At 24.9% G+C, this 17700-nt stretch carries 9 protein-coding genes, 1 tRNA gene and 3 pseudogenes; 6 read left to right on the forward strand and 7 right to left on the reverse strand.

The annotated features are described in order from the left end of the window. Positions 1–16 precede the first annotated feature (16 nt). From rpoC to tuf, 5 genes and pseudogenes are all read left to right on the forward strand, one after another. A pseudogene (gene rpoC, locus JNO41_RS01085) lies at positions 17–4092 on the forward strand (DNA-directed RNA polymerase subunit beta'). Between the two features lie 120 nt (positions 4093–4212). Continuing rightward, on the forward strand, positions 4213–4632 hold the full coding sequence (gene rpsL, locus JNO41_RS01090) for a 30S ribosomal protein S12 (protein WP_121464058.1): 420 nt from the start codon (positions 4213–4215) through the stop codon (positions 4630–4632). 46 nt (positions 4633–4678) lie between these two features. After that, positions 4679–5149 (forward strand): 30S ribosomal protein S7, encoded by a 471-nt coding sequence (gene rpsG / locus JNO41_RS01095; protein ID WP_121464059.1) that lies wholly within the window; start codon positions 4679–4681, stop codon positions 5147–5149. A gap of 30 nt (positions 5150–5179) precedes the next feature. After that, the gene (fusA, locus tag JNO41_RS01100; RefSeq protein ID WP_121464060.1) at positions 5180–7249 is read left to right on the forward strand and encodes an elongation factor G; all 2070 of its coding nucleotides are present in this window, start codon (positions 5180–5182) and stop codon (positions 7247–7249) included. Between the two features lie 54 nt (positions 7250–7303). Beyond that, the gene (tuf, locus tag JNO41_RS01105) at positions 7304–8467 is read left to right on the forward strand and encodes an elongation factor Tu (protein WP_121464061.1); all 1164 of its coding nucleotides are present in this window, start codon (positions 7304–7306) and stop codon (positions 8465–8467) included. Positions 8468–9591: 1124 nt separating this feature from the next. Here tuf and JNO41_RS01110 read toward each other — a convergent pair. After that, positions 9592–9936, reverse strand: coding sequence for a DUF2963 domain-containing protein (locus JNO41_RS01110; protein WP_420885402.1), 345 nt, complete (start codon positions 9934–9936; stop codon positions 9592–9594). A 429-nt stretch (positions 9937–10365) separates the two neighbouring features. On the opposite strand from JNO41_RS01110, the gene JNO41_RS01115 reads away from it, so the two are divergent. Then, positions 10366–10818: a hypothetical protein gene (locus JNO41_RS01115; protein ID WP_121464062.1), complete on the forward strand. Its 453-nt coding sequence runs from the start codon at positions 10366–10368 to the stop codon at positions 10816–10818. 476 nt (positions 10819–11294) lie between these two features. On the opposite strand, the gene JNO41_RS01120 is transcribed toward JNO41_RS01115, so the two are convergent. The 6 genes and pseudogenes from JNO41_RS01120 to lepA all read right to left on the reverse strand — a co-directional run bounded on the left by JNO41_RS01120 (position 11295) and on the right by lepA (position 17674). After that, positions 11295–11374, reverse strand: a tRNA-Pro gene (locus JNO41_RS01120). Positions 11375–11696: 322 nt separating this feature from the next. After that, the gene (locus JNO41_RS01125) at positions 11697–12860 is read right to left on the reverse strand and encodes an extracellular solute-binding protein (protein WP_121464063.1); all 1164 of its coding nucleotides are present in this window, start codon (positions 12858–12860) and stop codon (positions 11697–11699) included. 6 nt (positions 12861–12866) lie between these two features. Next, the gene (locus JNO41_RS01130; RefSeq protein WP_121464258.1) at positions 12867–13655 is read right to left on the reverse strand and encodes an ABC transporter permease; all 789 of its coding nucleotides are present in this window, start codon (positions 13653–13655) and stop codon (positions 12867–12869) included. Next, positions 13648–14490: an ABC transporter permease gene (locus JNO41_RS01135; RefSeq protein ID WP_121464064.1), complete on the reverse strand. Its 843-nt coding sequence runs from the start codon at positions 14488–14490 to the stop codon at positions 13648–13650. The genes JNO41_RS01130 and JNO41_RS01135 overlap by 8 nt, the downstream gene beginning before the upstream one ends. A 5-nt stretch (positions 14491–14495) precedes the next feature. Then, a pseudogene (locus JNO41_RS01140) lies at positions 14496–15811 on the reverse strand (ABC transporter ATP-binding protein). Positions 15812–15851: 40 nt separating this feature from the next. Further along, positions 15852–17674: pseudogene (gene lepA / locus JNO41_RS01145) on the reverse strand (translation elongation factor 4). Positions 17675–17700 lie beyond the last annotated feature (26 nt).

Consider the following 17700-nt stretch of genomic DNA (forward strand, 5'->3'; position numbering starts at 1 on the left):
AATCTATCAACTAATTATGGAAATAAATGATAAAATTGAAAATTGTAATGTTTCTGAATCAACCGTAGAATCATTAAAATTAATCGGAATTAATTTTTTGGAAGATTTTAATTCTTATACTTTATCAGATTTACAATCTTTATTAAATGAAGATTGTTTTTTTGACATTATTCCTGTTTTAAAAAAAAATTTTTTACCTGAAAATTTAGAAAATTTAAATTTAATAAATGATATTATTGTGATTTTATATAATAATAAAATTAAGACATGTCGTGATCTTTTGACAGCTGATCTTAATTTTATATATCGTTTATTTGAAAAAGAAAACCCTTCTTATTTCGAAGATATTAAAAAATTGTTTTCTTTATATAAATATAATTTTGAAACAAAAATTAATGTTGAAAATAAAAAATCTGATGAACCAGTTTCTTTTAAAAAAAAATATGGAAGTCGTGAATATGATTATTTTAAAATCCGTTTAGCTTCTCCTGATGAAATTAGAAAATGGTCTTATGGTGAAATCGTTAATTATGAAACTATTAATTATCGTACTGCTAAACCGGAACTGGGAGGACTTTTTTGTCCAAAAATTTTCGGCCCTTATAAAGATTTTCAATGCGCTTGTTTAAAAAAAAAATTATCAAAAACTTTTAACATTTGTCCTAAATGTGGTGTCGAAATAACAGAACAAAAAGTACGTCGTGAAAGAATGGGACATATAGAGTTAGCTGCTTGTGTTGTACACACCTGGTATTTAAATAGTTCTCCGAGTAGATTAGCTATTATTTTAGGAATGAAAGCTAAAGAATTATTAGAGATAGTTTACTATGTTTCTTATATTGTTATGTCTCCTGGGAATACAAATTTAGAAAAAGGACAGCTTATATCAGAAGTTCAATACGGCCATTATTTAGAAAACGGCAGCAACTTTGTCGCTTTAACAGGAGCAACAGCTGTTAAAGAAATGTTGAAGGAACTAGATTTAAACGCTAAAATAGAAGAATTAAAGATTCTTTTAAAACATATTTCGAAACAAAAAAGAGATAATATTATTAAGAGATTAGAGATTCTTATATCTTTACAACAATCCGATAATAAACCTGAATGGATGGTTTTAGATGTTTTACCAATTCTTCCTGCCGATTTAAGACCTATTGTTCCTTTAGATGCAGGACGTTTTGCGACTACTGATATAAATGATTTATATAGAAGGATTTTAAATCGTAATAATCGTTTAAAAAAACAAATTAAACAAAGAGCTCCTAGATTAATTATTAAAAATGAAAAAAGAATGTTACAAGAAGCTGTAGATGTTTTATTTGATAATGTTAAAGTTAATAAAAAAAATAATTCTAATATGGAAAAAAATAAAACATTAAAATCTTTATCAGAAATGTTAAGGGGGAAACAAGGACGTTTTCGCCAAAATCTTTTAGGAAAAAGGGTTGATTATTCAGGAAGATCAGTTATTATTGTTGGTCCAGAATTAAAAATTCATCAATGTGGACTGCCAAGAACAATGGCTGTTATTTTATTCAAACCTTTTATTCTGAATAAATTGCAAGAAGTTAAAGGAATTGATAGAAGAAGTGCAACAGCTTTATACGAAAAAATGAATGAATATGTTTTTGAAGTTTTAGAAGAAGTTGTTAAAGAACATCCTGTTTTATTAAATAGAGCGCCTACTTTGCATCGTTTAGGGATTCAAGCTTTCGAACCGAAATTAATTGATGGTAAAGCTATTAAATTGCATCCTTTAGTAACACCAGCTTTTAATGCTGATTTTGATGGCGATCAAATGGCTGTTTATTTGCCTCTTTCTTTAGAAGCACAAGCGGAAGCTCGCTTGTTGATGTTAGTTTCTAATAATATTTTAGATCCTAAAAATGGTAATCCAGTTTTATCTCCTTCACAAGATATGGTTTTAGGTAATTATTATTTAACCATTGAAGAAAAAAAGATCGTGTTATAAATGGTTTTGAATCAGAAAAAAGAACAAAAGAACACAAACATAAACATCGTAACGAAGGCAAAATTTTCTTTGATTTAAAAGAAGCAGAATTAGCGTTTTATAATAAAGAAATTCATTTGCATACAAAAATTTTAGTTCAAACAAAAAATATTAATTCTTATTTTACTTCTGAGCAAAAAGAAAAATATTTAATAACTACTTTAGGAAAATTAATTTTTAATAGTATTTTACCTTCTGATTTTAATTATATTCAAGAACCAACTCTTTTTAATTTGGAAGTTAAAACTCCAGAATGTTATTTTATTTCCAAAGGTATAAATCCTAAAAATATTTTAGCTGAATCATTATATATCGAACCTTTCAAAAAAAGATTTGTATCTCTGATTATAGATTGTGTTTTCAAAAAAAGCAATATTACCGAAACATCTAAAATGTTAGATAATATTAAAGATTTAGGATTTAAATATTCTACTATTTCCGGAATTACCATTTCTCATAATGATATTAATGTTTATTCTCAAAAAGAAAAATTATTAGATGTAACTGAAAATAAAATAACAGAAATAGAAAAATTTTATGATAATGGTTTTTTAACAATTTCAGAAAAGAAAAATTTAGTTATTCAAGAATGGAAAGTCGTCCGTGATAAAATACAAGAAGGATTAATGAAAGAATTTGATAAAGACAATAATTTATTCATGATAAGCGATAGTGGTGCTCGTGGAAATACTTCAAATTTTTCTCAATTATCGGGAATGAGAGGATTAATGAATAGTCCTAAAGGAGAAATTTTAGAAATTCCTGTTAAAACTTCTTTTAAAGAAGGATTGACAGTTTCTGAATTTTTCATTTCTACACATGGCGCTCGTAAAGTTTCTACCGATACCGCTTTAAAAACAGCAGAATCAGGATATTTAACACGTAGATTAGTGGACGTAGCTCAAGATAATATCATCACTATAGAAGATTGTGGTAGCGATAAAGGTTTATTTATTAAATCGATCAAAAGAAATGATAAAGAAATTATTTCTTTAGGACAACGTATTTTTAGTCGTTTTGCTGCTGAAGATATTTTAGATGTTAAAACAGGCCGTACTATAATTAAAAAGAATGAAATGATTGATAAAGAAATTGTCGCTAAAATTAACTCTTTAGGTATAGAACAAGTTAAAATTAGAAGTGTTTTAACATGTAATGCAGAATATGGTATTTGTGCTAAATGTTACGGTTTAAATTTAGCTAATAATAAAAATGTTGAAATAGGAGAAGCTGTTGGAGTAATAGCAGCTCAGTCTATTGGCGAACCTGGTACGCAATTAACAATGAGAACTTTTCATACAGGCGGAGTTTTAGCGGTTTCTGATATCACTCAAGGTTTACCAAGGATTCAAGAATTATTTGAAGTCAGAAAACCTAAAGGAAAAGCTGTTATCAATGAATATGATGGCGTTGTAAAAGACATTAAAAATATAAATTCTTATTCACCGCAAATTATTATTATGCCTGATTACGATAAAGACATAACATATGTTTATGATGTTTTTTCTAATTCAGAAATTTTAATCCAAAAAGACATGCGTGTTTATGCTGGTCAAAAGTTAACAACAGGATCTATTGATTTAAAAGAATTATTAAGAATTACTAGCGTAGAAGAAACGCAAAAATATATTTTAGAAGAAGTTCAAAAAGTATATCAATCTCAAAGTGTTACCATTAGTGATAAACATATAGAAATTATTATATATCAAATGTTTAAACAAATTTTAGTTATTTATGAAGGAGATACTGATTTTTTACCAGGAACCGAAGTTTCTATTAAACAATTTAAAAAAGTTAACTTACAAATGTTGAGACAAAATAAATCTTTAGCTGTAGGTCGACCTGTTTTATTAGGAATTACAAGATCTTCTTTAAAAAGCGGTTCTTTCCTTTCAGCCGCTTCTTTTCAAGAAACAACTAAGATTTTAATTGACGCCGCTATTAAAGGTCAATCAGATTATTTATATGGTTTAAAAGAAAATGTTATTGTAGGAGGATTAATTCCTGCAGGCACAGGAATTTTAGATCATCATAATTTTAATTATCCTTGTGAAAAGATAAAAAATGATACGGAGTTATAATTATATTGTTTTTTGTTTTAAAAAAAGTTATAATTATAATATGACAAATTTCGTTTATAATTATTAAAAACTTAATATTAATAAAAATATATTATTTTGAAAAGGAGATTTTATATTAAGATGCCTACTATTGCTCAGTTAATTAAAAAAAGAAGGATTGATAAAACTTATAAAAGTAAATCACCATCTTTAAGATATAGTTTTAATAGTTTAAAGAAAAAAATTAAAAAATATAATTCTCCTCAAAAATCAGGCGTTTGTATTAAAGTTTCGACTATGACACCAAAAAAACCTAATTCTGCTTCAAGAAAATTTGCTAGACTTAGATTAAGTAATGGCACTGAGGTCAATGCTTATATTCCAGGAATAGATCATTCTTTGCAAGAACATAGTGTTGTTTTAGTTCGCGGCGGAAGAGTTAAAGATTTACCTGGAGTACGTTATCATATAGTTAGAGGAGCTTTAGATGCCACTGGCGTCGCTAATAGAAAACAAGGGCGTTCTAAATATGGTTCTAAAAGAGTTGTTAATAAAAAGTAAAAAAAATATAATTAATAAAAATTTTAAAAAGGTAAGGTTTTTTTAAATGTCACGTAAAAAACGTATTTATAGAAAAAATTTATCACCGGATCCTGTTTATAATTCTAAGTTAGTAACTAAAATTATAAATACTATTATGAAAGACGGTAAAAAAGAAGTCGCTAAATCTATTTTATACGGCGCTTTTGATAGAGTCAAAGAAATAACTAAAAGAGATCCGATAGATGTTTTTAATGAAGCTTTGGGTAATATTATGCCTATTTTAGAAGTGCGTACACGTACTATAGGAAGTCAAAATTATCAAGTTCCTTCAGAAGTTCGTCCTGAAAGACGTCAATCTTTAGGTTTAAGATGGTTGATTCAATATTCTCAAAAAAGAAATGAAAAAACTATGAAAGAGAAATTAGCAAAAGAAATTATTGATGCTTCTTCAAAAACAGGAATAACAGTTAAAAAACGAGAAGATACTCATCGTATGGCCGAAGCTAATAAAGCTTTTGCGCATCATCGTTGGTAAGATATACGACAATATTAAGGAGTAATTTTTATGGGACGCCAATTCAAAATTGATAAAATACGTAATATAGGCATTATGGCGCATATTGATGCCGGAAAAACAACTACAACAGAAAGAATTTTATTTCATACTGGTAAAATACATAAAATAGGCGAAACTCATGAAGGCGCTTCACAAATGGATTGGATGGAACAAGAGCAAGAAAGAGGAATTACAATTACTTCCGCAGCTACAACTATTTTTTGGAAAGATAATAAAATTCAAATTATTGATACTCCTGGCCATGTAGATTTTACAGTTGAAGTTTCACGTTCTTTAAGAGTTTTAGATGGAGCAGTAGTTGTTATAGATGCTCAAGCAGGAGTCGAACCACAAACAGAAACTGTTTGGCGACAAGCAACAGAATACAAAGTCCCTAGAATTGTTTTTGTCAATAAGATGGACAAGGTAGGAGCAGATTTTGAATACGCTATTGGTACTTTAAAACAAAGATTAGGTGTCAAAGTAGCCGCTATTCAATGGCCTATCGGAAAAGAAAGTAATTTTATTGGTATTATTGATTTATTGGAAATGACTGCTTTTAAATATAATAATAATTCTTTTTCAGAAGATGGCGAATTTATAGATATACCTCAAGATTTATTAGAAATAGCTACTCAAAAAAGACAAGAATTAATAGAATTATTATCTGAATTTGATGATGATTTAATGGAACTTTTTTTTCAAAATAAAGAAATTAGCGCCGATGTTTTAAAGAAAGTTATTAGAAAAGCTACTTTAACTGTTAATTTTTTTCCTGTTTTATGTGGTTCTGCTTTTAAAAATAAAGGAGTTTTGAAAATCTTAGATGCTATGATTGATTATCTTCCTTCTCCTATCGATGTCCCAGCCATAATAGGTTTAGATGTTAATGATAATGAAGTAATTCGTAAAGCTTCTGATGACGAACCCTTTACTGCTTTAGCTTTTAAAATTATGACTGATCCATTTGTAGGACGTTTGACTTTTTTAAGAATTTATTCTGGTGTTTTAAAAACTGGAATTTATGTTAAAAATGCATCAAAAAATTTTAAAGAGCGTATAGGACGTTTATTACAAATGCATGCCAACAAAAGAGAAGAAATTCAGGAAGCTACGGCTGGAGATATCGTAGCTGTTATAGGTTTAAAAAATACTACTACTGGAAATACTTTAACTTCAGAAAATGATTTTGTTATTTTAGAATCTATGAATTTTCCTGAACCAGTTATAGAAATTGCTTTAGAACCTAAAACTAAAAATGATCAAGATAAAATTTCTATTGCTTTAAGTAAATTAGCGGAAGAAGATCCTACTTTTAAGGTTTATATTAACCATGAAACAGGGCAAACTATTATTGCTGGAATGGGCGAGTTACATCTTGATATTATTATGGATCGTTTAAAACGAGAATTCAAAATACAAGCTAATGTAGCTAAACCACAAGTAGCTTATAGAGAAACTTTAACTCAAGTTACAGAGACAGAAGGAAAATTTATACGTCAATCTGGAGGACGAGGTCAATACGGTCATGTTTGTATTCGTTTTGAGCCTAACGAAGGTAAGGGATTTGAATTTGTAAATAAAATTGTTGGTGGTTCTGTTCCTCGTGAATATATTCCTGCTGTAAAAAAAGGGTTAGAAGAATCTTTAAGTAATGGTATTATTGCTGGATTTCCTTTTATAGATGTAAAAGCGATTTTATTTGATGGTTCTTATCATGATGTCGATTCATCAGAAATTGCTTTTAAAATTGCAGCTTCTATCGCTTTAAAAGAAACAAAAAAAAATGGTGGTTTAGTTCTTTTAGAACCTATTATGGATGTAGAAGTGATAACTCCTGATAATTATGTAGGGAATGTTATTGGCGATTTAACATCTAGAAGAGGAAAATTAGAAAATCAAGAAAATCGCGGAAATGCAGTTGTTATTAGAGCTTTCGTCCCTTTATCTGAAATGTTTGGATATGTGACTAATTTACGTTCTAATACACAAGGCAGAGCGAGTTTTGTTATGCAGTTCGCTAGATATGCTAAAACGCCAAATAATATTACTGAAAATATTATTAAAGAGCGTAATTAATATATAATATTTATGTAAAAGATAAAAAAATAAAAAAAAAGGAGGCCTTTTAAAATGGCTGAAATATTTTCAAGAGACAAGGTGCATGTAAACGTAGGAACTATTGGTCATGTAGATCATGGTAAAACTACTTTAACTTCTGCAATAACTAATTATTTATCAGGTCAAGGATTAGCGCAAAAACACAATTACGAACAAATAGATAAATCACCTGAAGAAAAAGAACGTGGTATTACAATTAACGCTTCGCACATAGAATATCAAACGGATAAAAGACATTATGCTCACATAGATTGTCCTGGGCATGCAGATTATATTAAGAACATGATCACAGGAGCTGCGCAAATGGATGCAGGTATTTTAGTAGTTTCTGCTGTAGATGGAGTAATGCCTCAAACAAAAGAGCATATTTTACTTGCTAAACAAGTAGGAGTTCCTAAATTAGTAGTTTTTTTAAACAAATGTGATTTAGTAGAAGATAAAGATATTTTTGAATTAATAGAATTAGAAATTAGAGATGTTTTAAGTTCTAATGGTTTTGATGGTGATAACATACCTATTATTCAAGGTTCTGCTTTACGTGTTGAAGGTATAAAAGAATTACTTGACACTTTGGACACATATGTTGAGGACCCAATACGTGATTTAGACAAATCTTTCTTAATGCCTATCGAAGGCGTTATTAACGTAAAAGGAAGAGGAACTGTTGCTACAGGACGTGTTGAAAGAGGACAAATAAAACTTTCTGAAGAAGTTGAAATTGTAGGTATTAAAGAAACTAAAAAATCTACAGTAACTGGTTTGCAAATGTTTCATAAAAATTTAGATAAAGAAGGCGCTTTTGCCGGCGATAATATTGGTATTTTGTTACGTGGTGTCAATTACAAAGATATTCAACGTGGTCAAGTTATATCAAAACCAGGTTCTGTAAAACCTTATTCTAAATTTGTAGCTAAAATTTATATTCTTACAGCTAAAGAAGGCGGAAGAAGTACTTTCTTCGGAGATAATTATCGTCCACAATTTTATGTAAGAACTGCTAGTGTGACTGGTGTAATTGAATTAAAAGACGGTCTTAAAATAGTAAATCCAGGTGATTTAGTAGAACTTATTGTTACTTTAATTCATCCAGTAGCTATTGAGGAAGGAACAAGTTTTTCTGTACGTGAAGGTGGAAGAACTATCGGAGCTGGAACTGTTATTAAAATCATAGAATAATTATATAAATTGTATATATTTAAATTTATAATTAATTTATTTAATTTTGATAGAAAACTCATTGTATTTTATTACAGTGAGTTTTTTTATTATCTGTATAAAAAAATGCCGAAATTAATCAAAAATAGAAACAAAATTTTATTTATTTTTATCAAAGTAGAGAAGACTTTTATTTTTATATTTTTATAAAATTTATAAATATGAAAAAAATAAAGATTATAAATTGTCACGCTCAATATAAACGTAATAATGCAAATTACCACCAAAAATCAAACTTAAAAACTAAAATTTGAGTTTGATTTTTTTTATTGTCAAAATTCGGATACAAAGGATAAGAAAAACAAAAAATAAATGATAAATGTAAACTCTAAAAATTTATATCGAAGGAATGTTTTAAATTATTAAAAACATTTTTAGTTTTCGAAATTCGATTACATAAACAAATCAATAATAATTTTAATTCGGAAAAGAATACATTTTATCTCAGTTATAATTCTATTTATGAATGTTACGAATTTTTAGAAGAAATGAACTAATATAAAAAAGATTTACCTTTTTAAATTGAATTTATAGACAAATTAGAAAGTAAATATAATTATAGGTTGGCAGCTCTATTTGATAATTTAAAAAAACTAGTATTTCTTTAATACTAATTTTATTTTTATATTTATTAATTAAAGTAATTAAATAATTTTTTGTAAAATTAAATTGGTTAATAATTTATTTTTGTAATTCATTTAAATTGATATTTTGAAATCTTTTTTTGTGAATTGCCATCAACTATTATATATTAATTTATCGTTTTTTATGCTAAAATTAAAAGCTTTTTCTATTTCATTTTTACCTTTTATTTTTATAATAAATTTATTTTATATTAAAGATTGTATTTTAACTATTTGTTCGAAAATAAAAGCTGGAACAACCTTCTTTTATTGATTGTCTAATAATTTATTTCATGTTTTTTAAAATTTTAATTTTACCTTTATAAGGTAAATTATTTAAATAATTTAAATTTTTATTAATCTATTTAAATTCGTAAGGAATAGTCATCAGTGAATAGTTCAACTTCATGATAACTAGTCATTTCTAAATTTTCTAAATTTTCGTTTTTTGTGCCCTCATAATCATAAAAAAACTTTATTAATCAATCGATTTGTTTTTGAATAAAAGTTAATAAATTTTATGTTTTTACCATTAATTTTGTAAAAAATATTTTTAATTATTTTTCTAGTAAGCGAATTATAATTAATAGTATAATTTTTTGTTTGGCTATCTAATTTAAAAGCAATTAGTTTAATGAAATTTTCAGTAAATTTTCCATAGGTAACAAAATATTGTGTTGTTAAAACACGGTTAAATCGGAATGTCTTTTGTGTTATATACGTTCCAGTATATTTATCATAATCAAAAATAAATTTAATTTTTGCTCTATCGTTCCAAAATTGAAATTGTTGATGTAATTTTTTTATTTCGTTCTAAATAATAATTGATATAATCTATTGTTTTATTTGTTCTTTTAAATATTTTTTTAAAATCATTTGTAATTAATGTGTTAATAATTTTTTTTCTCCTTTATTTTTTTAATTTATTTATTTTACAAATTGTATTAATTAAAACTTGTTAAATTAAATTCATTTCTTTATTTTATTTATTTTTTGTAAATATGTGATTTCGTCTTTATTTATTGTTTTTATTTTTTTTATTATGTTAAATCGCTTTCAAAATTTTAACCTCTTTTTTTCTTGTTTGGATTTTTTCCTATATAAAAAGAAAAAGCCAAACTATTTATTTTTCAATAAATAATTTGGCTTTCCGAATTAGTAATTTTAAAAAAGTATTAAATTATCAAGCAGTAAAAAGTAGTAAAAAGCATTGAAAATAAGAAAAATGAAAAAAATATGAAAATTCAAGAAAATAAAAATAAATTAATTATTGTCGTAATGGTTTTAATTATTCTTTTATCAATCGTTTTGTACTTTTTTTATAATTATCGAATTCCATCTAATTTAAAAATAGATGAAACAAAAAAAATAACTAAAAAAATAATTTTCAAATTAAAAGAAACATCATTAAAAGAAAATAAAATTAAAGAATTAAAAACAAAAAGGACTGCTTTTTTACAAAATTATTTATTAATGAATTCTGAACTTGATCAGATGTTTGACGAATTACGGAAATTACATTCAAAACATTATGTATATGGAACTCTTGATTTAGCAGGTCTTTGTGAAAAAACTGAATGCGCAAATCAAAATAAAAAAATGAATGAATTAAGAGATAAATTTCATTACGCCAGAGAACAAATAGAAGCTATCGACAAACAAATCAAAGAACTAGAAAACCAAATATAATAAAATTTTAATTATTAAAGAATCAAATTAGTTTTTGATTCTTTTTTATTATAAATAATTTAAGTTAATTAAAATAAACTTAATTTTAAATTAACTTTATTTTAATTAACTTAAAAATAAAATAGAAATCAAAGAATAAAAAAATATGAAAATTAAAAATAAAAAATTTTATATTTTATTAATTTTATTTATAATTATTATTATTTTTATAATTTTTTTAGTGTTAAATTTTTAAATTACTTCAAAGCGATCAAGAAATTCACTAATATTACTTAAGAACTATTTAACGACTTAAACAATGATGTCAGCCAATTATGGAAAAATATGAGACTTTTAAAAGTACTAAAAGAAAATTAAAAATATATTTTTGTCAACTTAATTCCTTCTTTCTTTTGTGTTAAAAAGTTAAAAATAAGTTTCATCAAAAACTTAAAACTTACATTTTTTTAATTTAATTAATTTATTATATTATATAATGGTCAGAAAGGCAGGATTTAAACCCATGACCTCTTGGTTCCAAACTACAAACACCATACTAAAATTTAGCTACTTTCTAATTATGATAAAATAGTTTAAAAAAACAAAAATTAAATAATAAAAATATTTAATCCTTCATATATATTCTCGAAATGATAATTTTACAATGTAAAGTTATATTAAAAAAAGAAAAGTTCATAAAAATATTTAAGAATTTAAATTGAATTTTTAATTTCTTTTTTGATTAATTAATAAATTTTAAATTTATATTATTTTGTGTAATTTATTTCAAAAAAGAATGGAATATTAATTCCGCTTTTCTTTTTAAATAAAAAATAATTTTAATTTTTATATAAAAAAATTTTAAATCAAAAAATATCTAAAATTATAAAATAAGATAATTATATCTTTATAAAGATATATATTAACAAAAATAAAAATAAAATAATTAAACCTAAAATAATTAAATATTTATCTTTAGGATCGGGATAAGAATAAATTTCGTTCCAAGCATCGCTAATTTGTTTTTTATATGTTTCATCGTATTTATATATCTTATCTTTATCATTTATTTCTAATTCTAAACGATGATCGTTTTTTGTTATTCCAACATAAGGAGAATCGTAATTAATAAAATCATTATTTTTTTGTATATTTTCAGTTTTTAATAAAAAATTAATAAAATCGTAAGCCCCTTCTTTTTTACTTTCTTTAGGCAAAACTAATCCATCAAACCAAATATTAGTTCCTTCATTAGTAAATGGATAATATTCTAAATTGTTATTTTGTTTCATTAAATATCTTGCGTCGCCTGAATAAGCTACAGCAATATCATAATATTCATTGTTTTCTATTTTCATTCTATCTAATAATTGATCAGTGATAAAAGATAGGTTAATATTTTTTCTTTTTAAGTCTATTAACCATTTTTTAGCTTTTTCGATATCTTGTTTTGAATTTTTATTAATATCTTTATCATCTTCGTTTATAGCTTTTAATCCTATAAACATTCCTTCAAAAGCATTATTGTATAAAGCGATTTTATATTCAGGATTTATTATGAAATCTTTCCATTTTTTAGGTAATTCTGATTTTTTATTTTCTTTTTCAGGAAATTTATTTTTTTTATATAAAAGTCCCAAATTTCCATAAAAATATGGAATAGTAAATGTGAATATTTGTTCATCTATTTTTTTTTTAAAAGTGTTAGAGAAATTGTTATCAAATTCTGGTAATTTTAAAAATTTATTATCAATTTTTTCTAAATGATTATCTTTTAATTGTTCGATAGCGTATTCGCTTAAAATAGCGATATCATATTTATTACCAGCTTTAATTTTGTTAACTGCTAATTCATTAGATGAAAAAAAACTTTGTTTTATAATAAATTTATCTGATTGTTCATTATATTCTTTTATAATACTAGGTTCAATATATTCTCCCCAATTGAATAATAAAATAACCTTTTTATTATTTAGATTTTTATTTTTCATTTTTAAATAATAAAATAAACATAAAAATAAAATAGAAACAACAATGATAATAGAAAATATTTTTTTTTTCATTTATGATTATGATCTTTTCCTAATTTTTATTAATTCAATTGTTATTTTACATAAAACAACTAAAATTAAAATAGAAGATAAAGCGTTAATAGTAGGATTAATCGTTCCTTTTAAACTATAAATATAAGCAGATATATTTTGATAATCGGAACCACCGGCAAAATAAGAAATAATAAAATCATCAAAAGATAATGCAAATGCAATACCAGCGCTAGTCAACATAACATCTTTTAATTGAGGCAAAATTATTTTAATAAGAGTCTGAAAAGATGTCGCTCCTAAATCATAAGCGGCTTCAATTAAATCTAATTCTAAAACGCAACATTTACTATATACGGAAATTAAAACATAAGGGACGCTAAAGGAAATATGAGCCAATAACATTCTCCAAAAACTACTTTTTAAACCAATAAAACTAAATAAAACAAATAAAGCTAAGGCATTAATAATTTCAGGTATAATAATGGAAAATTGATTCATATTTAATATAAATTGGCGCCATTTTTTTTTATAATTCATTAAAGAAATAGCCGCTAAAGTTCCTAAAATAGTAGAAATTATAGTGGATAAAATAGCAATTTGAAAAGTGATAAATATAGAAGATTTAATAGTTGAATCTTCTAAAATTTTATGATACCATTTAAAACCGAATTTATTAAAATGAACCAAGGAAGAAATTCTTCCTTCGTTTTCATTAAAAGAAAAAATAATTAAAGAAATTATAGGTAAATAAATAAAAAGAAGAATCAAAAATAAATATATCAAATATAATTTTTTTTTATTTATTTTAAACATTAGATTTATTTTTTTTTTCAAATTGATTCTTCTTATAAAAAGTTAAAATATAAAGCATTAAAAACGTCAAATTCATAGCAATAGCGCAAGCGCTTTTAAGATCGCCAATCAAAAAAGTTTTATTTTCAATTAATTCGCTAATAACAGTAATAGTTGTTGGGCCTAAATATTTAGGAACAACAAGATTAGTTGAAATTTGTAAAGAAACTAAAATAACTCCTGTAGTTAATCCTGGAAGAGATAAAGGAAAAATGATTTTTTTAAAAATTTGTTTTTCATTTGCTCCTAAATCTTTAGCTGAATTAATTAAATTATGATCTATTTTAGAAATACTAAGAAAAATAGGTAAAAACATATAAGGCAGGAATAAATAAACAAATCCAATTAACATTGCTGAATTAGTTTCTAATAAATTTATACCGAAAATTTTTCTTATTAAAAAAAAAATTTGCATCAAAGATTGGGTTTTTAAAATCATATTAATCCATATTGTACCATTAATTAATAAAATTAAGATGGATTGGATTGGTGTACTACATTTAGAAACTATATAAGCGAGAGGATAAGTTATTAGAAGGATAAAAAAAGTCGATATAATCGCTATTAATATAGATCGAAATAAAACATAAATAAAAACTTTTGTAGTATAAAAATCTTTATAATATTTCCAAGTAAAAGAAATGTTAAAAAGACTATTTTTATTACTTTCTTGAATAGAATCTAAAAAAATAATAAAAATAGGAATTAAAATAAATAAAATAAGAATTATAAAATAAGGTAAAGATAAAAATTTATAAAATTTATTTTCTTTTTTATTTTGTATGCGAGAAAGCATTTTAATTATAATACCTCCATAATATGTAAGTCTTCAGGATTAAAAAAAATACTTATTTGAGTATTGACTTCTACAAAATCAGTTGTATGTACAATGTAATTACGATATTTAGTTTTTATATTTACTTCCCAATGAACTCCTTTGAACGAAATATAATTAACAATTCCGTCAAATAATCCTTTTTCTGGTTCAAAAATATCAATATCTTCAGGACGGATAACAATATCTACTTTTTGATTTTTTATAAAACCGGAATCTACACATTTTAAATTTTTATCATCAAAAAAAACTAAAAAATCTTCTTTCATAATTCCTGAAATTAAATTAGATTCACCTATAAATTTGGCTATAAATTTGTTAGCAGGTTCGTTATAAATATCTTGTGGCGTCCCTATTTGTTGAATTACTCCTTGGTTAATAATAACTATTTTATCGCTCATAGTTAAAGCTTCTTCTTGGTTATGAGTAACAAAAATAAAAGTAATTCCTGAATTTCTTTGTATTTCTTTTAATTCATATTGCATTTCTTGTCTTAATTTTAAATCTAATGCTGCTAAAGGTTCATCTAATAATAAAACTTTAGGTTTATTAATTAAAGCTCGGGCTATAGCCACTCTTTGTTGTTGGCCTCCTGATAATTGATTAATATCTCTATTTTCTAATCCTATTAAACCTACTAATTTTAAATAATGTAAAACTTTTTCTTTTATAAATAATTCTTTTTGTTTTGGTGATAAAAGTTTGTTTTTTAATTTAGAAAATTCTTTATAAAAATTTGTTTCTATAATTGTTTTTTTTATTTTAAGATCTTTTTTGAATTTTTCGAATGAAGGATTTTGTTTTTTCCAAAAGAACTCGAAAAAAGAAAAAAAGATTTTTTATTTTGTTTAGAAATATTAGAATTTGTTTGTTCGGTTTTAATTTTATATTCTTGTTTTATTTTTTCTATTTGTTCTTTTTTTTGTATTTTTAAATTTTTTATTTTTTGTTCATATTTTTCATTTAAATTTTTAATTCTTAATCCGAAAGCGATATTTTCGAAAACATTCAAATGCGGAAATAAAGCGTATTTTTGAAAAACTGTATTAATTAATCTTTTATGAGGAGCAACATTTATAATACTTTCGTTATTAAATAAAATATCTCCGTTGCTCATATCTTCGAAACCGCCAATAATTTTTAAAATAGTAGTTTTTCCACAACCCGAAGGCCCTAATAAAGTTACAAATTCGTTTTCTTTAATTTCTAAATTAATATCATTTAAAATAATTTGATTATTGATTACTTTTGTGATATTTTTTAATTCTATTAAGTTTGTCATTTCGTCCTTTCTTACAAACAAACTAAATATTTTAAATAATTTATTTGTTATCGCTAGATAAAATAGCTAAAAAGGCTTTTTGAGGCAACGTTACTTTTCCTAATGATTTCATTTTTTTCTTACCTTTTTTTTGTTTAGCTAATAATTTTTTTTTCGAGTAACATCTCCACCGTAACATTTATCAATAACATTCTTACGCATAGATTTAATATTTTCTCTTGTTATTATTTTTTTTCCTATAGCGGCTTGAATAACTATTTCAAACATTTGTTTAGGAATTAAATCTTTTAATTTTTGACAAATTTTTTTGGATCTTTGATATGCAAAACTTTCGTGACTAATAAAAGATAAAGAATCAACTATTTCTGAATTTAATAAAATATCTACTTTTTTTAATTTACTAGGATAATATTCATCTAATTGATAATCGAAAGAGGCATAACCTTGAGTAGAAGATTTTAGTTTATCAAAATAATTATAAATAGCCTCTGAAAGAGGTAATAAATATTTCAACATTACTCTATCACGATCTAAGTATTGAATATCTTGTAATTGCCCTCTTTTATTTTGAGAAATTTCCATTACTGTTCCGATATACATTTTAGGACAAGTTAAAAAAGCTTTGATATAAGGTTCTTCGATGCGTTCGATAGATTGATTATAAGGCCATTTAGCTAAATTATCGACAATAATTTTTTTATTATTGACTTGATAAATATGCAAAACTACAGAGGGCGCTGTAATAATAACTTCGATTCCAAATTCTCTAACAATTCTTTCTTTAGTAATTTCCATATGTAAAAGTCCTAAAAAACCAATTCTAAAACCGACACCTAACATCTTTGAACTTTCTTTTTCGTAACTTAAAGAAGAATCGTTTAATCTTAATTTTTGTAAAGCTTCTGTTAAATGTCCGAATTTCTTTAAATCAGCAGGAAATAGGCCACAAAAAACAACTGGATTAATACGACGATAACCAGGTAAAGCAGGCACTTGTTGATTATGACTTAAAGTAATTGTATCTCCTACACGAACATCGTCAATATTTTTTATAAAAGCAGTTAAATAACCAACATCTCCGGCTGCTAAAAAATCTTTTTTGATTGGTTGTGGTCGGAACACACCTACTTCCATTACTTCATAATTAGTTTGGCTTGAAATAAAACGGATTTTATCTCCTTTTTTAATAATCCCATTAACAACACGAATAGAAGGGATAACTCCTTTATAAGAGTTAAAAATAGAATCAAAAATTAAAGCTTGTAATGGTTTTCGAGCATCTCCTTGAGGGTGTGGAATATATTTTACAATATTATTTAAAATTTCTGGAACACCCGCACCCGTTTTACCACTCGCGACAACCATTTTGTCAACATCTAAATTTAATTTATCTTTAATTTCTTTTTTTGTTTTTTCGATATCCGCCGCTGGTAAATCGACTTTATTTAAAACAGGAATAATCGTTAAATTATTTTCTAAAGCTAAATAAACATTGGTCAAAGTTTGAGCTTGTATCCCTTGTGTAGCGTCGATTACCAAAAGGACTCCTTCACAAGCGGCTAAAGAGCGTGATACTTCATAATTAAAATCAATATGCCCAGGTGTATCAATTAAATTCATAATATATTCTTCGTTATTTTCGTTTTTATAATGAATTTCTGCTGTATTTAATTTGATAGTAATCCCTTTTTCTCTTTCTAGATCCATAGAATCTAAAATTTGAGATTTCATATTTCTTTTTTGAATCGTATTCGTAATTTCTAAAATTCTATCAGCCAAAGTAGATTTACCATGATCTATATGCGCAATGATAGAAAAATTCCGAATTTTTTTCTTTTTTTGATTTATTTGTTCTAAATTCATACTCAAACCTATTAATGATAATTTTT

The sequence above is a fragment of the 'Prunus avium' virescence phytoplasma genome (assembly GCF_050916135.1).
In the GTDB taxonomy this organism is placed as follows: Bacteria; Bacillota_I; Bacilli_A; order Acholeplasmatales; family Acholeplasmataceae; genus Phytoplasma; species Phytoplasma ziziphi.